Below are 17,141 nucleotides of genomic sequence, written 5' to 3'. Positions count from 1 at the left end.
GACACCAACGCCGTCGGAGAAAACCAATCGAACGTCTGGACATCAGACAATAGACGATTATTGTCTGATCTGTGGAACCAGGGCCCTCACCACGAGCTGTTCGACGAATTCGCGTTTGTCGGCCGCGGGGCGGTAGCGCCACGAGGGCGCCAGCAGAAACAGGGTCGCGCTGTGCAACCACTGGACGATCGACCGGAAATCGACATCGGGGTAGAGCAGCCCCGCCGCTTTCCAGCGGTCGAGCAACGGGCCGTAATGCCGCAGCAGGAGCTCGACGATCGGTTCGGACCCCTTCTCGAGCGCCGAGGCCACCGCGGTGCTCTCGGCCGCGAACAGTGCTTCGTTCAGCGGGTTGCCGTCCACCGATTCCACGCGCGCCAGCACCATCTCGGGCACCGATCGCACGGGGTCGTCGGGCGCGGGCAGCGAGCGCACCAGCTCGTCGAGCGCGGTGTCGATACGCGCCAGCATCAGGCCCAGCAGGACATCGTCGCGGCCCCGAAAGTAGCGGTACACCGTCGAGCGCGACACCCCGGCCTCGTCGGCGACTTCGCCCATGCGGAACTGGGTGTTGCCGCGCCGGACGATGCAGCGGCCGGCGGCCTCCAGGATCCGTCTACGGGCCTCCTCGTCATCGAGGATCGCGCGATCGTCGCCCCACCGCCGGCTCGGTTCCATGGCGGCGATGTTACGGGATGCGTTGTGCGGCTTCGGTATCGGATGCCGATCCGGGCGGGCGGGAATCCTCCGACGAAACATGTTGCAGCGCAACGATAAACATAGCCAGAAAGGCCGATTGATGGCGTATTCCGCCGCGGACGAATCGTTCACCCACCAGCTGCCGAGCACGTTCGACCAGGTGCACAACACCGATCCGACGTGGTCGGATCGGTGCTACTTCTTCGCCGCATCACCGGACGGCACCATGCTGCTGGCCAGCGGCTACGGCAACAACCCCAACACCGGCAGCGGATTGGGCTACGTCAAGGTCAGCCTCGCCGACGGCCGGCACTGGGACCTGCTGTCCGGGCGGCCCGTCACCGGCGGGGACCGCGATGACCTGAGCGCCGGACCGATGCGCTGGACCTGCATCGAGCCGCTCAAGAAGTGGCGACTGGACGTCGAACCCAACAACTCCGGAATCGAGTGGGAGCTCTACTACGAACCCAGCGCCCCGATGTGGGAGCTGTTGCCCATGAAGGTGCGCGGCAAGGACGGTCAGATGTTGGCCGACATGTACCACATGAAAGAACCCGGGCGATGGAGCGGCTGGGTGACGATCGACGGCGAACGCATCAGCGTCGACGGCTTTCACGGCGGCCGCGACCGCACCTTCGGCGTGCGGGTCTCGGACAAGATCGACTTCTGGTTGTGGCTCGACGCCGGGTTCGACGACCATGCCATCGAAGCGTGGATCATCGAATCTGCTGACGGCACAGTGCATTACGTCGACGGGGGCATCACCTACGCGGATGGGAGGCTGTCGAAACGATTCGTCAAGATCGAGCACGACGTCGAATTCGACGGCGCCCGCAAGCGACCCACCCGCGCGGTGCTCGTGTTCACCGACGAAGACGGACGGGCCCATCGTGTCATCGCCGAGGCGCCCCACCAGCACGTCAACGCCTACTACGGGCTGCCGATGGCGCACTGCCAATACGAAGACCTGGGCGGCGGCGCCTACTTCATCCACTTCGCCTGGGACAGCAGCCATCCCGAGCAGCTGTCCGAGACCGAGAGCAAATCGATGGCGCTCGACCAGCTGATGCGATTCGAGCGCGACGGCGACACCGGTTGGGGCATCTTCGAATTGCTGCTGGGAGGCCAGGGCTATACCCGCTACCCCAACTGGACGGCGATGGACATGTCCGCGTTCACCCAGGACAAGACCCCGGTCGATCGCTTGCAGAAAGACGGCGAAGGGGCTCGGCGGTGACGCTGGGGGCCGATCTGGAACGGCGGCTGGGCGATTGGGTGCGCGCCCAGGTGCCCGATGCCGATGACCTCCGCCTCGAGGGCATCGATCGGGTGAGCTTCGGGCACTCGGCCGAGATGATGACGCTGCGCGTCGTCACCCGGCGCGCCGGCCAGGACGACCGGCGAGACGTGGTGTTGCGGCTGCGACCCCGGCCGCCCGCGCTGCTGGAGCCCTACGACCTCGCCCGCCAGTTCGCGATCCTGCGCGCGTTGGCCGAGACGCCGGTCCGGGTCCCGCCGGCGCTGTGGCTCGAACCGACCGGCGAGGTGCTCGGTCGGCCGTTCTTCGTGATGGAGCGGGTCGCCGGCGAGGTGTACGAAATGGAGCCGCCGGCCGGCGCCGCCGACGACACGGTGGTCCGGATGTGCCGGAGCCTGGTCGAACAACTGGCCGCCATCCACGCCGTCGACCTCTCCCGCACCGGGCTGCACGCCCTGGACGACGGCGCCAACCACCTGGACCGCGAACTGGGCCACTGGGCCGCGGAGATGAACCGGGTCAAGCGCGGCCGCCTGCCCGCGCTGGAGCGCCTCCATCGGGCCCTGCTCGCCGGCAAGCCCGACCCGTGCCCGAGGGTCACGCTCGTGCACGGCGACGCGAAGCCGGGCAACTTCGCCTTCATCGCCGGTGAGGTGAGCGCCGTCTTCGATTGGGAGATGACGACCATCGGCGACCCGCTCACCGACATCGGCTGGCTCGAGATGCTGTGGATGCAGCCCGTCGGGATCAACAGCCATCCCGCGGCCCCGGCCATCGATGCCCTGCTGGCGCACTACGAGTCGGCCAGTGGGATCAAGGTCGCCAACCGGCCCTGGTACCGGGCGTTCAACGCCTACAAGATGGCCGTCATCTGCCTCATCGGCGCGATGCTCGTCGAGGACGGCCACAGCGACGATCAAAAGCTCGCGCTCGCCGCCTACGGGACCTCGTTGCTGACCAAGGCCGGGCTCACCGAGCTGGGAATCGACGAGCCCGTCGACGACGGGCCGGTGCTGGCGCGCGAAGACCGCCTTGCGCAGGTGCTGGCCGGGTAGGCGGCGCGGGCGTTCAGGCGTTGCAGGCGGACCGGGTCAGGTTGGCCCAGGTCAAGGTGACGCGGGTGCCCTGCGGAGTGCGGTCGATGGCCGCTTCGTCGGCGAGCGCCTCCATCAACGGGATGCCGCGGCCACGCATCTGCCGGTGGCGCTGCGCCGGCATCTTCTGCCGCCACCGGCCGCGATCATCGACGGTCATGGCGAGGGTGTCGGCGGCGCCGTCGTAGGCCGCTCTGATGTCGACCGTCCCGCGCTGCGTCGCGTCGACGTAAGCGAACTCCGCAGCATTGGCGATCGCTTCGTTCACCGCCAGGAGCAGATCGCTGAAGCGGTCGTCACACAGCGTGAAATACCGGCTCAGCCACGCTGCGAACTCGGCGCGGGCCCGGGCGGCGCTGCGCGCGTCGGCCGCCACGCGCGTGCGCACGAACAGGGTGCGGTCATCGACGTTCGACGCGTGATGAGGCTGATCAGAGCGACCCATCGTCCCCAGGTGTGTCCGCACGCTAGTCGAGGCTCATTCCCCGGCGAGACCGCTCAGCGCGCCGTCGAGGCTGCTGTACAGCGCGAGCACGCTGTCAATCCCCATCAGCTTGATCGGCCTGCTCGTGGCCGAGCCGTTGGCGACGACCGCGAACTTCGTCGGCGGTTCGACCTCTGCTTTCGCGGTCACCAGCACGGTCATTCCCGCCGAGGCCAGGAAACCGACCTTGGACAGATCGACGATGAGCGCCGCGGGTTTGGTGGCCAGCGCGGTCTGGATGGCGTCGGCCAGGTGTGGGGCGCTCAGCATGTCCACTTCGCCCGAGACGGTGAGCACGACCGCCTGATCTACCTGGTGTTTGCCCACTTCAAAAGCGGTTGGATCGACGACATCGCCGGATTGTTCGCCCATGGTCCATCACTCACATTCGGTCCCGTGCGGGACACCGCTAGCTCTCGTACAGCCACTGCCAAATCCGGGGGCTGCTGATTCAACCCCTCGGGAACACGCTTGCCCACGGGGGAGATCCACCCCGTCGATCTGCGCTGCTAAGTGCAGATACAGCTACAAGTGTTTGGTCAATGGTAGGACACGCGGCGATCCCGCCTCAAAATGCTGCACGATTCCCGCCGCGCGGGCGGTCCGCGACGGCCTGTCTGCTCCGGTTGGGGCTGGCCGAATATGATCGGCACGATTCAGGCTTGAGCGCGGCGGCCTCCCCGGCCGGGTGCGCCCATTACGAGGGAGTGAAGAGTTCAATGTCGAACCAGCAGCAAGCGGACCGGATGACGTCGGGCAAGGGGTTCATCGCGGCGCTCGACCAGAGCGGCGGCTCGACGCCCAAGGCGCTGCGCCTGTACGGCATCCAGGACAGCGCGTACTCCTCCGACAAGGAGATGTTCGACCTCATCCACGAGATGCGTTCGCGGATCATCACCGCCCCGTCGTTCACCGGTGAGCGGGTGCTGGCGGCGATCCTGTTCGAACAGACCATGGACCGCGAGATCGAGGGCAAGCCGTCGACCACCTACCTGTGGGAGACCAAGGGTGTGGTGCCGATCCTCAAGATCGACAAGGGGCTCGCGGACGCGGCCGACGACGTCCAGCTGATGAAGCCGATGCCGGGGCTCGACGAACTGCTGGAGCGGGCCGTGGGCAAGGGCGTGTTCGGCACCAAGGAACGGTCGGTGATCGGCGGCGCCAATGCCGAGGGCATCGCCGCCGTGGTCGCCCAGCAATTCGAGGTCGCCCGCCAGGTTCTCTCGCACGGGCTGGTGCCGATCATCGAGCCCGAGGTCACCATCTCGATCTCGGACAAGGCCGAGGCCGAGAGCATCCTGCGCGACGAGATCACCAAGCAGCTCGCCGGCGTGCCCGACGGGCAGCGCGTGATGCTCAAGCTGAGCCTGCCCACCGAGGCCAACTACTACCGTCCGCTGATCGAACACCCGAAGGTGATGCGGGTGGTCGCGCTCTCCGGTGGCTACTCGCGCGAGGAGGCCAACGAGCTGCTGGCCAAGAACACCGGCCTGATCGCCAGCTTCAGCCGCGCGCTCACCGAGGGGCTCTCCGTCGACCAGTCCGACGAGCAGTTCAACACCACGCTGGACAAGGCGATCCAGTCGATCTACGACGCCTCGATCGCGGGCTGACTATCCCGATGGCGGCGACCCGCTAGTAGCGGTGCCGGGCCATGCGCGGCGGGCCCTGCCCGCTGTCGCCTTCGTCGGACACCAGCGCGGGCACCATCTCGCTGGTGACCAAGCCCTCGCGACTGGTCAATTCGTCGATGACGTCGAAGGATTCGGCGATGCTGGCCGGGGTGTCGATCACGATGGTGACCACGGGCACCCGGCGAGTCAGCGAGAACAGCTTGTCTCCATGGGGCGGGTGATCGCCGTGAAAACCCCACACACCGCGCAGGACGGTGGCGCCGTCCGCGGTTTTGGCCTGGCGCAGCCGCTGCACGATGGCCCGGTGAATCGGCACGCCGCCGTGGTGCGCCGATTCGGAGGTGTAGATCGTCAACTTCTGCCACAGCGGCAGGCCGTGTTCGTCGACCCCGGGCAGGGCGTGCGGCCGTTCCAGGAGTTCGCCGTCGCGCTTGCAGACGCGGACGCGTTCCAGGGTGAATATGGGCGTGCGCAGCAGCCCGGCGAGTTCCGGCAACACCCGGCCGATGCGCTCGCCGGAGCCGACGACGAGGATCATCATCGGAACGTCAGCGTTGCGGCCAAAGAAGTTGGCGCGCTGGCGTTCTCCGTGCGCGACACCGTCCACGCCCAACAGCACCGTGGCGCCGGCGAGGCCGCGCCGATGCATCAAATCGCAGAGCGCGATGTAGGCCGGCGCCCCGTTGACGCGTTGCTTGCGGCCAACATAGATCGTCAATTTGACGGCGTCGCCCGGGTCATCGGGTAGTTGCGGGGAACCGATGTCGTCTTGCAGGAGCCGCGCACGCTCCAAGGTGACGAGGCCGCGTTGTTTGATCGTCAGCACGGGGTCGAGCAGGGGCTCCATCTTCGTTCTGGTGTCGACCGCGACGATCACGACGGGCGGATCTTCGGACAGCGTCAACGACTGATCTGTGCGAAAGTGGCGCATGGTGCCGAAGCCGCTGATTCCGCGCAGCACCACGCTAGTAGCAATGCGGTGCTGCTCGTAGAGACCGAGCAGCACGTCGGAGACAAAACCATCGCCGGTCCGCCGGCGCTCCGCGAGATAGGTGGTGAGCTTCAGGCAGTCGTCATCCACCGCCGCACCTCAAGTATTGGTACACAAGAGCTTTCATGTCGCCATCGACGGGGACATCGCCCGGTCCCATCATTGCCCAGATACTACGCCCCGGAGCGGGGACGCAATCGACAACCGCGGTGGGACTCGCGAACGGTTCCTGGGTGATCGGGATTCAGGAGAACCGTTATGCCTCTGATGTTTCGGGCGTTTCGGCGAGCGGGATGTGGGATTCGCGCGGTTGAGTCGTTCTAACTGGGCACCGGAGGCTACGCTGGGCGTCGCGGCGATGGATCTCCGCCGGGATGACGTTCAGCATCCGAACCGCCCACACGGGTTGATGGCTCCTACCGATCGAAAGTGGAGCCATGCCCATCAGCGGTGTCGACAACCGGCTCGCCCGCAGCGAGGCAGGCCCGCACGTCGATTTCTCCGGCCGCAAGCTCCAATGACCCGCGCGAGCGCCGACGAACGCTGGTTGACGCCGGGCGTCGGCGCCGTCGGCGCGACGAGCTTCTTCTCCGACTCCGGCCACGAAATCACGACCGCGCTGCTGCCGACCTTCCTGACCAGCACGTTGCACGGCTCCGCGGCGGCCCTGGGCATCATCGACGGCTTCAGCGACGCGCTGGTCGGCGTGATGCAGCTCGTGGGCGGGCCGTTGGCCAACGATCCGCGTAAGCGCGCACGCACCGCATCCGGTGGCTACCTCGGCACCGCCCTTGCCACGGGCGCCATCGGGCTCGCGGCCATGGTGTGGCAGGCGGGAGTGTTGCGTGCGCTGGCATGGGCGTCGCGTGGGTTGCGGTCACCCTCGCGCGACGCGTTGCTGGCATCCCTCACGCCGACCTCGGCCCACGGCCGAGCGTTCGGCCTGGAGCGCGCGGGTGACAACCTGGGCCCGGTGTCCGACCAGCTGTAGCGGCTGTGCCCGCCGTCGGAGGGATGGGAGGCGAGGAATTCGCGCATCTTCTGCTCGGTGCCGGGCCGCGGCTCCGTCAGCCGCCGATGAGTGCTTCCACGATGAGCCGGGTGGTCCGTTCCGCCCGCCGCCGGGAGTAGGGCTGCGCGCCCGACAGGATCGGATACACCACGCCGCCGACGATGGCGTCCGCGGCCGATTCGGCGGTCGCCTCGTCGATGCCGTCGGCGAGCAACCGGGCCCGCACGCTATCGTGCAGCGGCGCACTGAATCCCGCGCGCAGTTTGACGGCGGTGTCCTCGTGTTCCATGCAGGCGACGGTCAGGGTGCGCAGCATGGCCGAGCCCCGCGGTGTCGTCAGGCTGGTGAACAGCTTGCCGACCCACGCCACGAGATCGGCCGCCAGATCGCCGCTGTGGCTGACCGACGCGAGCAGCCTGTCGGCGTCTTCCAGCATGACGTCGGCGACCAGCGCGGGACGGGTGGGCCACCAGCGGTAGATCGTCTGCTTGCCCACGCCGGCGCGGGCGGCGACCGCCTCGATGGTCAGACCGTCGAACCCGCGCTCGAGGAGCAGTTCGCGCGTGGCGGTGACGATCGCCGTGCGGGACTTCTCGCTGCGACGCCGGGGCGAGTTCGCCGGCGTGCCCACCTCGGTGAGATCGCTTGGCATCTGGTGGTCCTCACTGCTGCGCAGGCCAGCTTTACATATCCTGACTACCCCCGGTAGTCTGCCACAAGACGAGACGGTCCGTCTTGTCAGACTCGCAATAGGAGCCGGAAGGGTAGCAGTCAGTGCGGCCAACGTCAGTCACTTTGCGGCCGCCCTCATGACCCTGGGACTGAGCCCGGAACAACAGGACCTTTGCGACGCCGTCGAGCAGTTCGCCGCCCGGAATGCGCCCATCGCCGCGACGCGCGACAGCTTCGATGAGCTCGCGGCGGGCCGCCTCCCCGCATGGTGGGATGCGCTGGTCGCCAACGGGTTTCATGCCGTGCACCTCCCGGAGGACCTCGGCGGCCAGGGCGGACGGCTGATCGACGCCGCATGCGTGCTGGAGTCGGCGGGTAAGTCGCTGTTGCCCGGTCCGCTGCTGCCGACGGTGGCCGCCGGTGCGGTCGCGTTGCTCGCCGATCCGACACCGGGCGCGCAATCACTGGTGCGTGACCTTGCGGCCGGGGTCACCGCCGCCGTGGTGCTTCCGGGTGACGGCGACCTGCACGCGCGGGCCGAGGACGGGCGGTGGGTTCTCGGCGGCGCGTCGGAGGTCACCACGGGCGTGTGCGCGGCGCGGATCATCCTCGTCGGCGCGCGGACCCGGGACGGCGACGTCGTCTGGGTGCCGGTCGACACCCAAAAGCCCACGGTGACAGTCGAACCCGTCTCGGGCACGGACCTGGTCGGCGATGCAGGGATCGTGCGCCTCGACGACTACACCGCGACGGAAGCCGAGATGCTCACCGGCATCGACCCCGAGCGCGCACGCTGCGTGCTCGTGGGATTCGTCGCCAGCGTGACGGCCGGCATCGTCCAGTGGTGTGTGCAGGCCGCTACCGCCCACCTGCGCAGCCGCGAACAATTCGGCAAGGTGATCGGTACCTTCCAGGCGTTACAGCACAGTGCGGCAATGCTGTTGGTCAACAGCGAGTTGGCCACCGCGGCGGCCTGGGACGCGGTGCGCGCCGTCGACGAAGCACTCGACCAGCACCGGATGGCCGCCGCCGGCGCGGCCGTGATCGCCATCTCGCCGGCCCCGGATCTGGTGCTCGACGCGTTGACGATGCTCGGCGCCATCGGCTTCACCTGGGAACACGACGTGCACCTGTACTGGCGGCGGGCCATCAGCTTGGCGGGATCGATCGGTCCGGCGAATCGCTGGGCGCGCCGGCTCGGGGAGCTCACCTGCACCCAGACGCGCGACATGTCGGTGAATCTCGGTGGCGCGGAACCCGAATTCCGATCCTGGGTGGCCGAGAAGCTCGATGCGGCCCTGCAGTTGCGCAACGATAAGCCCGCACCGCACGGCGATTATGAGCACCTCGCCACCGGGCCGCAACGCACGTTGATCGCCGACGCCGGCCTCATGGCGCCGCACTGGCCGGCGCCGTGGGGGGTCGATGCGGATCCGTTGAAACAGCTGATCATCGACGAGGAGTTCGCCAAGCGGCCCGCGCTTGTTCGGCCCTCGCTGAACATCGCCGAATGGATCCTGCCCTCGGTGTTGGCCGCCGCGCCAAAAGACCTGCAGGAGCGGCTCATCCCGGCGACGCAGCGCGGCGACATCCTGTGGTGCCAGCTGTTCAGCGAGCCGGGAGCCGGCTCCGACCTCGCGTCGCTGGCCACCCGCGCGACCAAGGTCGATGGCGGCTGGCGGATCAACGGCCACAAGATCTGGACGTCGTTGGCCCAATACGCCGACCTGGGTGCGCTACTCGCGCGCACCGACCCCGAAGCCAGCAAGCACCGCGGGATCGGCTACTTCATCCTCGACATGCGCTCCCCCGGGGTGGAGATCCAGCCGATCAAGACGGCGACCGGGCAGGCACACTTCAACGAGGTGTTCCTCAATGACGTCTTTGTTCCGGACGAGATGCTGCTGGGTGGCCCGACCGACGGCTGGAACCTGGCGATCGCCACGATGGCCGAAGAGCGTTCGGCCATCGGCGGATACGTCAAGTTCGACCGCGCCGTCGCACTGCGCCGGCTCGCCGCGCAACCCGGTCCCGACCGCGACGACGCGTTGCGTGCGCTCGGCGAGCTCGACGCCTACATCAACGCGATCAGGGCGCTCGGGGTGCGGGAAACCATTCGGCTACTCGACGGGCAGGCGTCCGGCCCGGCGTCCAGCATCGCCAAGGTCGCGATGAATGTGCTGCTGCGGCGCACCTTCCAGGCCACGCTGCAGCTCACCGGGCAGGTCGCGATGGTCGACGACGCCGACAGCGCGGTCGTGGAACCGTATCTGCATCTGCCGGCCGAGCTCATCGGCGGGGGGACCAGGGAGATTCAGCTCAACATCATCGCCCAAATGATCCTCGGACTACCCCGAAAGTAGGACAGCTCATGGGATTACGTGGCGAGGCCGCGATCGTCGGGTACGTCGAACTTCCATCCGAACGCATGACCAAGGCGTCACCCGCCCCCTTCGTCATCGAACAATGGGCGGAACTCGGCGCCGCCGCACTCGCCGATGCGGGGCTGCCTTTCGACGTCGTCGACGGCATCGTGGCGTCACACCTGGCCGAGTCGGAGATCTTCGTCCCCTCCACCATCGCCGAATACCTCGGGGTGGGAGCGAGGTTCGCCGAACACGTGGACCTGGGCGGCGCCAGCGCCGCGGCCATGGTGTGGCGGGCCGCCGCCGCCGTCGAGCTCGGCATCTGCGACGCGGTGCTGTGCGCGCTGCCCGCCCGGTACATCACCCCGATGTCACCGATGAAACCCAGATCGCTCGGCGACGCATTGTATTTCGGGTCGTCGAGCAACCAATACGGCTCTCCCCAGGCCGAATTCGAGATCCCGTACGGAAACCTCGGCCAGAACGGCCCGTATGGCCAGGTGGCCCAACGCTATGCGGCGGTCTATGGCTACGACGAGCGGGCGATGGCCAAGATCGTCGTCGACCAGCGCACCAACGCCAACCACACCGAAGGCGCGATCTGGAAGGACAAGCCGCTGACCGTCGATGACGTCCTGGCCAGCCCGGTCATCGCCGACCCGCTGCACATGCTGGAGATCGTCATGCCGTGCGTGGGGGGCGCCGCCGTCGTGGTCGCCAACGCGGACCTCGCCAAGCGCTCACGCAATCGACCGGTGTGGATCAAGGGATTTGGCGAACACGTGCCGTTCAAGACGCCGACCTACGCCGAGGACCTGCTGCATACCCCGATCGCCGCCGCCGCCGACACGGCGTTCGCCATGACGGGCCTGACCCGGGACCAGATGGACATGGTCTCGATCTACGACTGCTACACCATCACCGTGCTGCTCTCGCTCGAGGATGCCGGTTTCTGCGAGAAGGGCAAGGGGATGGAATTCGTCGCCGGCCACGACCTCACCTTCCGCGGCGACTTCCCGCTCAATACCGCCGGCGGCCAATTGGGCTTCGGCCAGGCGGGTTTGGCCGGCGGCATGCATCACGTCTGCGACGCCACCCGCCAGATCATGGGCCGCGCCGGGGCGGCGCAGGTCGCCGACTGCCACCGCGCCTTCGTGTCCGGCAACGGCGGGATCCTGTCAGAGCAGACCACGCTCATCCTCGAGGGGGACTGATCACCCATGACCAGCTTCGAGCGGCCGATGCCCGTCAAAACCCCGACCAGCGCGCCGTTTTGGGACGCGCTCGCGCAGCACCGCATCGTCATCCAGTATTCGCCGTCGCTGCAGGCGTATGTGTTCTATCCGCGGGTGCGCGCGCCGCGCACCCTGGCCGACGACCTGGAATGGCGCGAGATCTCCGGGATGGGGACGCTGTACTCCTACACCGTGGCCCACCGGCCGGTCAGCCCGCACTTCGCCGATGCCGTGCCGCAGCTGCTCGCCATCGTCGAATGGGACGAGGGGCCAAGGTTTTCCACTGAGATGGTCAACGTGGACCCGGCCGACCTCCGGGTGGGGATGCGGGTGAAACCGGTGTTTTGCGACTACCCGGAACACGACGTCACGCTGCTGCGTTACGCGCCGGCCGACTGACGCTCAGGTCGACGCCCGCACCACGAGGTGGGCGATGTCAGTCAGCTCGGGGGAGGGCGGGGCGGGTTGCCCCAGCCGATCGAAGACGGCGGCAAGCGCGGCGTCGGCTACCGCGCAGGGATCGAATTGAACGGTGGTCAGCGGCGGGGTGCTGACCATGCCCATGGGGCTGGCGTCGACGCCCATCACCGCGAGGTCGCTGGGACAGCGCAGCCGCGCTTGGTGGATGCCGTAGAGCACGAGGCAAGCTATCTCGTCGCTTTGGGCGCAGACGGCGGTTACGCCGTCGCCCACCCATCCGGTGACGACGTCGGCGGCGTTGTCGAGGGTGACATGGTCGACTCGCACGGGCGGGAGGCCGCGCGCCTGCGCGGCCCGCGAAACCCCTTCGAACCAGTAGTCGCCCAATGGTTTCCATCGGTCGATCCCGGTGTAGGCGAAGGCGATTCGCCGATGGCCCCGCTCGATGAGGTGCGCGACGCGCATCTCGCCGACCGAAAGGTGCGGGTTGTTGAGTGCGGGCAGGGTCCCGATCTCGATGTGCGGGATGCCGGCCTGGGCCACCGCCTCGCGGGCGGCCGGACTCAGCGGAAACAGGCTGGTGATCGCGACGGGGTCCAGGTTTGCGATCGCATCGACGACATGATGGTCGTCGTCGGTCTCGAAAATCTGTACCTGCAGCAACCCTTGGCGTGCCAGTGCTGTGGTCATGCGGCTGCCGGCCTGCATCGGCATCTCGCCCACCGCCACGTGCGGCACCACGTAGAGCACCACACCGCTTTTGCCGCGCGCGAGATTGCGGGCGGCGAGGTTGGGCCGATAACCCAGCAGTTTGGCCGCGCGGTAGACGGCGTCGCGGGTTTCGGGGGAGATCCGGCGGCCCTGCGCGTTGTTCAGCACATAGCTGACCGTGGCGGTCGACACGCTGGCCAACCGGGCCACGTCCGCGGTGGTCGGACGCGCCGCCTTGTTGGTGCTCAACTTCCGTTTACCTTCCGCGCCCGGTCATGCCCCATGGTGGCATGCGACACCCGTCGGCACCGCAGGATGCCGTGCGGTGGCGCTGCTTTGTGTGGACTATTAGTCCATGGTCTTCGGACGCGTTGAGCCGAGCGCCCGGGGCCTGGACGGGACGCACGTCGGCGCGCGTGCGCCGTTGCCATGCAGTGAAAGCCGCTGGCGGGGCCCACCCCGTCAAGCGCGTCGCGGGCGGTTGACACTGTGACGAACACCATTATCTACTAGTCGCTATAAGTCGACCGAGGAGCGCGGCATGGACAAGGACGATCTGATCCTGATCAGCGTGGACGATCACATCGCCGAGCCGGCCGACATGTTCGACGCGCACGTTCCCGCCAAGTACAAGGACCGCGCCCCGCGGGTGGTCCTGGAACCCGACGGCATCCAGCAGTGGTACTACGGCGAGGTCCGCGGCCGAAACATGGGCCTGAACGCCGTGGCCGGCAAGCCCCGCGAGATGTACAACATCGACGCCTCGCGCTACGACGAGATGCGGCCCGGCTGCTTCAACGTCGACGAGCGGATCCGCGACATGAACGCCGGCGGCCAGCTGGCAGGGTTGAACTTTCCGAATTTCACCGGATTCTCCGGCCAGGTCCTCAACCAGGGTCCCGACCGCGAGGTGAATCTGGTGATGATCAAGGCCTACAACGACTGGCACGTCGACGAATGGTGCGGGGCTTATCCGGGCCGGTTCATCCCGTGCGGCATCCTGCCGCTATTCGATGTGGCCGAGGCCGCCAAGGAAGTCAAACGCCTGGCCGACAAGGGTTGTCACGCGGTGACGTTCTCGGAGAATCCGGAGGCGTTGCAGATGCCCAGCATTCACACCAAGTACTGGTATCCGCTTTTCGAGGCCGCGTGCGAGAACAAGACCGTGCTGTGCACTCACGTCGGCTCCGCCTCACGCTCTCCGCAGGTGTCGACGGACGCGCCGCCCAGCGTGCAGATGACGGCGTCGTCGATGATGAGCATGTTCACCTTCACCGAACTGATCTGGGCCGAATTCTGGGCGGACTTCCCGCAATTGAAGTTCTCGCTCACCGAGGGCGACGTGGGCTGGATACCCTACTTTCTCTGGCGCGCCGAGCACGTGTACAACCGCCATTCGGGGTGGACGCTGGCGACGTTCCCGCCCGGCTACAGTGGTCCCACCGATGTGTTCAAGCGGCACTTCTACACCTGCTTCATCAGCGACAAGGTGGGCGTACAGAACATGGGTTGGTTCAACGAGGACATGCTGTGCTGGGAGTCCGACTTCCCACACTCCGACAGCAACTGGCCGTTCGCACCCGAGGACGTCATCGCCACCATGGGCCACCTCGACGACCGGGTCATCGACAAGATCACCCACGAAAACGCCATGGCCGCATACTCATTCGACCCGTTCCGGCACATCCCGAAAGAGCAGGCGCGGGCCGGCGGGCTGCGCGCGCAGGCCACCGATGTCGACGTGGTCACCCACGTCGGCCGCCGGGCCAGCCAACGCGACCGGGACGCGTGGACCCGGATGACCCAGTTCGCCCTGCAGGCCGGAGCCACCGCGCCCGTGACGGCGGAGGTGGTCGGCATCGCCGGGCGCGCCACCACCCTGGGTAATTGAACGTGGCGGGTGCGGCGCCGTTTGCGGATTGGCGCGTGCTGGAGCTGTGCAACGGTCTGGCGGTGTCCTACTGCGGCAAGATGTTCGCCGACGCCGGCGCCGAGGTGGTGAAAATTGAATCCCCACAGGGTGATTCGCTGCGCCGCTGGTCGGCGGGCAGGCCGTCCGGGGCGCTGTTCGGATATCTGGCCGCCGGCAAGAAGTCGGTGGTCAATCACGGCCAGGCCGAGGTCACGTCGCTGCTGGCCGGCGCCGACATCGTGCTCACCGACCTGACCGACGGCTGGACCCTCGACGGCATCACCGCGCACACCGCCGCGTCGGCGGTGGTGGTGGCCGTGACACCGTTCGGCACCGATGGTCCCTACGTCGACGACCACGTGGTGGCCAACGAATTCATCCTGCAGGCGTTATGCGGATCGATCGCCGGACGAGGCTGGCCGGGCGACGAGCCGGTACAGGCCGGCGGCCGGCTCGGCGAATGGCTGGCGGGCACGTTCGCCGCGGCGGCGGGTGCGGCCACGGCCCGGCACGCCGCACGCAGCGGCCGCGGCCAGGTCATCGACGTCTCGACGTACGAAGCCATGGTGATCGCCATGGGTGGCCTGTCCGCGATGTCGGCCAGCGTGCTGGGCGCCGATTCGCTGCTGCACGAACGCAGTCTGGAACTGCCGTCGATCGTGCCCACCGCCGATGGCATGGTCGGCTTCTGCACCATCACCGCGCAGCAGTTCCAAGATTTCCTGGTGATGATCGACCGCGCAGATCTCGTCGACGACGCCGAGCTGGCATCGTTTGCCGGACGGGTCGAGCGGCGCGACGAGTTCCTGGGCATGGTCACCGCATGGACGCGCAGCCGCACCACCCAGGAGATCGTCGACCTCGCCGTGGCGTTCCGGATTCCGGTGGCCCCCATCGCGTCTCCCGAGATGCTGCCCAAAGTGGACCACTTCGTGGAACGCGAAGTGTTCGTCGAATCGCGGGACGGGGTGCTGGCGCCGCGGGTGCCGTATCGCAGCGAGGCGATGGCGACCAGGCCACCCGGGCAGCCACCGGCGCTCGGTGCCGACAACGCAAGGCTGCACTGGCCTCCGAGACCCGAGCCGCCCCGCGGCACCGTCCCCGACGCCCTGCCGCTGTCCGACGTGCGCATCACCGACTTCACCGCGTTCTGGGCGGGCCCGGTCGCCACGCAACTGCTAGGAGCCCTGGGCGCCGACGTGATCAAGATCGAGGGCGTCCGGCGGCCCGACGGCATGCGGTTTTCCGCGGGCCGCCCGCCCGACTGGGAGCAATGGTGGGAGTGGGGCCCAGTCTTCCTGTGCAGCAACAACAACAAGCGCGGGATCAGCGTCGATCTGGGCACGGACGCCGGGCGTTCCGTCGCGCTGGACCTCATCGCCGCCAGCGATCTCGTCATCGAGAACTTCTCGCCCCGCGTGATGGCGAACTTCGGCCTGGAATGGGACGCGGTCCGCGCGGCCAACCCGCACGCCATCATGGTGCGGATGCCCGCCTTCGGCCTCGATGGCCCGTGGCGCGATCGTGTCGGCTTCGCGCAGACGATGGAGCAGGCCACCGGCATGGCGTGGATGACCGGCCACGCCGACGGCCCACCGGTGATCCCGCGCGGTGTGTGCGACCCGATCGCCGGCCTACACGCCGCCTTCGCCGCCGTGGCCGCACTGGCGATCCGCGACCGCGAGGGCGCCGGCATGCAGGTCGAATCGACCATGGTCGAGGCCGCGCTCAACGTGGCCGCCGAAATGCTGGTCGAATATTCCCGCAACGGGATCTCCTTGCGGCGCAACGGAAACCGTGGACCCGGCGCGGCCCCCCAGGGCGTGTACCGCTGCCGCGGCGACGACGACTGGGTCGCGCTCGCCGCGATGGACGACGCCGCGCGCGCGTCACTGGCCGGCCTCCTCAACCAGCCGGAGCTCACCGGCTGGGACGAGCGGGCCGACGACATCGACAAACTGATCTCCGCCTGGGCCGCGACGCGCTCGGTGACCCAAGCGGTCGACGCGCTGCGCGCCGCCGGGGTGGCCGCCGCGCGCGTCACCCCGGCCGCGGCGCTGCTCACCGATCCGCACCTGCACGCACGCGGCTTCTGGGAGACGGTCGACCATCCCGTCGCGGGCTCTTTCCTGTGCACCGGAATGCCTTTCGCGTTCCTGGACCGGCCGAGGCGCTGGATCCGGCGAGCAGCGCCGCTCTACGGCCAGCACACCGACGAGGTGCTCACCGACATCCTCGGACGCGGCGAAGAGGACCTGGCCGACTTGCGGCGCTCGGGGACCATCAGCGACCGGCCGGCGGGCCTGTGAGATGGCGGTCAGCCTGTGCGTGCCGCCCCGCGCCGGGGAGCTGTGCGCGCCGGTGCGCTTCTTGGTGCGCCAGGACTCCGTGGTGATGGAGCTGACCGCCCGCCATCGCATCACCAGCGTCGAGTGGGACGAGGACGAACACGCGGTGGCGATGGTCGTCGAGATCACCGACCCGCAGACGGCGCGACCGGTGGACGTGCGGATCGACGTCGTGGACGTGGCTGGCACCGGGCGCACCGCCGGACCCGCGACGACGATCGGCACCATCACCCGCGACGGGAGACGATACGAGGTCAGGGGCACCTACTTGGGCGTCGTCGCGGACGAAAACTGAACGGCGGTAA

At 67.9% G+C, this 17,141-nt stretch carries 16 protein-coding genes, 1 pseudogene and 1 riboswitch; of the genes and pseudogenes, 10 read left to right on the top strand and 7 right to left on the bottom strand.

Going from position 1 to position 17,141, the window contains the following annotated elements; genetic code table 11:
• Positions 1-57: 57 nt before the first annotated feature.
• Entirely contained in the window at positions 58-678 is a 621-nt protein-coding gene (locus tag AC0KS4_RS24550) for a TetR/AcrR family transcriptional regulator (protein WP_225327962.1), read from the bottom strand.
• Positions 679-799: 121 nt separating this feature from the next.
• Here AC0KS4_RS24550 and AC0KS4_RS24545 point away from each other — a divergent pair, with 121 nt between their 5' ends.
• Entirely contained in the window at positions 800-1,936 is a 1,137-nt protein-coding gene (locus AC0KS4_RS24545) for an Rv3169 family protein (protein ID WP_225327961.1), read from the top strand.
• Positions 1,933-3,012, top strand: a complete 1,080-nt coding sequence (locus AC0KS4_RS24540; protein WP_225327960.1) for a phosphotransferase family protein — start codon at positions 1,933-1,935, stop codon at positions 3,010-3,012. Before AC0KS4_RS24545 ends, AC0KS4_RS24540 begins: the two co-directional genes overlap by 4 nt.
• A 13-nt stretch (positions 3,013-3,025) precedes the next feature.
• Here the strand turns inward: AC0KS4_RS24540 and AC0KS4_RS24535 are convergent, their stop codons facing one another.
• Positions 3,026-3,496, bottom strand: a complete 471-nt coding sequence (locus tag AC0KS4_RS24535) for an ATP-binding protein (RefSeq protein ID WP_225327991.1) — start codon at positions 3,494-3,496, stop codon at positions 3,026-3,028.
• 33 nt (positions 3,497-3,529) lie between these two features.
• Positions 3,530-3,907 carry an STAS domain-containing protein gene (locus AC0KS4_RS24530; protein WP_225327959.1) on the bottom strand — a complete coding sequence of 126 codons (378 nt, stop codon included), beginning with the start codon at positions 3,905-3,907 and terminating at the stop codon, positions 3,530-3,532.
• Positions 3,908-4,254: 347 nt separating this feature from the next.
• Between AC0KS4_RS24530 and AC0KS4_RS24525 the strand changes: the two genes are divergently transcribed.
• Positions 4,255-5,148, top strand: coding sequence for a fructose bisphosphate aldolase (locus AC0KS4_RS24525; RefSeq protein WP_225327958.1), 894 nt, complete (start codon positions 4,255-4,257; stop codon positions 5,146-5,148).
• Between the two features lie 22 nt (positions 5,149-5,170).
• Here AC0KS4_RS24525 and AC0KS4_RS24520 read toward each other — a convergent pair whose 3' ends face one another.
• Positions 5,171-6,250 carry a DUF190 domain-containing protein gene (locus tag AC0KS4_RS24520; RefSeq protein WP_225327957.1) on the bottom strand — a complete coding sequence of 360 codons (1,080 nt, stop codon included), beginning with the start codon at positions 6,248-6,250 and terminating at the stop codon, positions 5,171-5,173.
• 255 nt (positions 6,251-6,505) lie between these two features.
• Positions 6,506-6,586, top strand: a riboswitch (Fluoride riboswitch).
• On the opposite strand from AC0KS4_RS24520, the gene AC0KS4_RS24515 reads away from it, so the two are divergent.
• Positions 6,570-7,151 (top strand): MFS transporter, encoded by a 582-nt coding sequence (locus AC0KS4_RS24515; protein ID WP_308011549.1) that lies wholly within the window; start codon positions 6,570-6,572, stop codon positions 7,149-7,151. (Overlaps the previous riboswitch by 17 nt.)
• Here AC0KS4_RS24515 and AC0KS4_RS24510 read toward each other — a convergent pair.
• Positions 7,103-7,225 (bottom strand): annotated as a pseudogene (locus AC0KS4_RS24510) (sulfotransferase family protein); the annotation flags it as partial. The gene AC0KS4_RS24515 and the pseudogene AC0KS4_RS24510 sit on opposite strands and share 49 nt — an antisense overlap.
• Positions 7,226-7,227: 2 nt before the next feature.
• Positions 7,228-7,824, bottom strand: coding sequence for a TetR/AcrR family transcriptional regulator (locus tag AC0KS4_RS24505; protein WP_225327955.1), 597 nt, complete (start codon positions 7,822-7,824; stop codon positions 7,228-7,230).
• 157 nt (positions 7,825-7,981) lie between these two features.
• Here AC0KS4_RS24505 and AC0KS4_RS24500 point away from each other — a divergent pair, with 157 nt between their 5' ends.
• From AC0KS4_RS24500 to AC0KS4_RS24490, 3 genes are read left to right on the top strand one after another with little or no spacing between them, the layout of a single operon-like run.
• Positions 7,982-10,207: an acyl-CoA dehydrogenase gene (locus AC0KS4_RS24500; RefSeq protein WP_238957218.1), complete on the top strand. Its 2,226-nt coding sequence runs from the start codon at positions 7,982-7,984 to the stop codon at positions 10,205-10,207.
• Between the two features lie 8 nt (positions 10,208-10,215).
• Positions 10,216-11,424, top strand: a complete 1,209-nt coding sequence (locus AC0KS4_RS24495) for a thiolase family protein (RefSeq protein ID WP_238957217.1) — start codon at positions 10,216-10,218, stop codon at positions 11,422-11,424.
• A 6-nt stretch (positions 11,425-11,430) separates the two neighbouring features.
• A complete protein-coding gene (locus AC0KS4_RS24490) occupies positions 11,431-11,844 on the top strand; it encodes a Zn-ribbon domain-containing OB-fold protein (protein ID WP_238957216.1) in 414 nt (137 codons plus the stop codon).
• Between the two features lie 3 nt (positions 11,845-11,847).
• On the opposite strand, the gene AC0KS4_RS24485 is transcribed toward AC0KS4_RS24490, so the two are convergent.
• Complete coding sequence (locus tag AC0KS4_RS24485; protein ID WP_238957215.1) at positions 11,848-12,825, bottom strand: LacI family DNA-binding transcriptional regulator; 978 nt, start codon at positions 12,823-12,825, stop codon at positions 11,848-11,850.
• Positions 12,826-13,117: 292 nt separating this feature from the next.
• On the opposite strand from AC0KS4_RS24485, the gene AC0KS4_RS24480 reads away from it, so the two are divergent.
• Genes AC0KS4_RS24480 through AC0KS4_RS24470 form a run of 3 tightly spaced genes read left to right on the top strand, consistent with a single transcriptional unit; the run spans position 13,118 to position 17,131 of the window.
• Positions 13,118-14,467 carry an amidohydrolase family protein gene (locus AC0KS4_RS24480; protein ID WP_238957214.1) on the top strand — a complete coding sequence of 450 codons (1,350 nt, stop codon included), beginning with the start codon at positions 13,118-13,120 and terminating at the stop codon, positions 14,465-14,467.
• Between the two features lie 2 nt (positions 14,468-14,469).
• On the top strand, positions 14,470-16,797 hold the full coding sequence (locus tag AC0KS4_RS24475; RefSeq protein WP_238957425.1) for a CaiB/BaiF CoA-transferase family protein: 2,328 nt from the start codon (positions 14,470-14,472) through the stop codon (positions 16,795-16,797).
• 1 nt (position 16,798) lies between these two features.
• Positions 16,799-17,131 carry a hypothetical protein gene (locus AC0KS4_RS24470; RefSeq protein WP_238957213.1) on the top strand — a complete coding sequence of 111 codons (333 nt, stop codon included), beginning with the start codon at positions 16,799-16,801 and terminating at the stop codon, positions 17,129-17,131.
• The last annotated feature ends 10 nt before the right edge of the window (positions 17,132-17,141 follow it).

It is taken from the genome of Mycobacterium sp. NTMscope_MAC_12, from assembly GCF_976985675.1.
The sequence above is the reverse complement of the archived record's forward strand: the minus strand, read 5'-3'. Positions and strand labels throughout refer to the sequence as shown.

Coding starts and splice junctions, on each gene's coding strand:
- AC0KS4_RS24550 (WP_225327962.1), bottom strand. CDS start 678: ATGGAACCGAGCCGGCGGTGGGGCGACGATCGCGCGATCCTCGATGAC.
- AC0KS4_RS24545 (WP_225327961.1), top strand. CDS start 800: ATGGCGTATTCCGCCGCGGACGAATCGTTCACCCACCAGCTGCCGAGC.
- AC0KS4_RS24535 (WP_225327991.1), bottom strand. CDS start 3,496: ATGGGTCGCTCTGATCAGCCTCATCACGCGTCGAACGTCGATGACCGC.
- AC0KS4_RS24530 (WP_225327959.1), bottom strand. CDS start 3,907: ATGGGCGAACAATCCGGCGATGTCGTCGATCCAACCGCTTTTGAAGTG.
- AC0KS4_RS24525 (WP_225327958.1), top strand. CDS start 4,255: ATGTCGAACCAGCAGCAAGCGGACCGGATGACGTCGGGCAAGGGGTTC.
- AC0KS4_RS24515 (WP_308011549.1), top strand. CDS start 6,570: ATGGCTCCTACCGATCGAAAGTGGAGCCATGCCCATCAGCGGTGTCGA.
- AC0KS4_RS24505 (WP_225327955.1), bottom strand. CDS start 7,824: ATGCCAAGCGATCTCACCGAGGTGGGCACGCCGGCGAACTCGCCCCGG.
- AC0KS4_RS24500 (WP_238957218.1), top strand. CDS start 7,982: ATGACCCTGGGACTGAGCCCGGAACAACAGGACCTTTGCGACGCCGTC.
- AC0KS4_RS24495 (WP_238957217.1), top strand. CDS start 10,216: ATGGGATTACGTGGCGAGGCCGCGATCGTCGGGTACGTCGAACTTCCA.
- AC0KS4_RS24490 (WP_238957216.1), top strand. CDS start 11,431: ATGACCAGCTTCGAGCGGCCGATGCCCGTCAAAACCCCGACCAGCGCG.
- AC0KS4_RS24480 (WP_238957214.1), top strand. CDS start 13,118: ATGGACAAGGACGATCTGATCCTGATCAGCGTGGACGATCACATCGCC.
- AC0KS4_RS24470 (WP_238957213.1), top strand. CDS start 16,799: ATGGCGGTCAGCCTGTGCGTGCCGCCCCGCGCCGGGGAGCTGTGCGCG.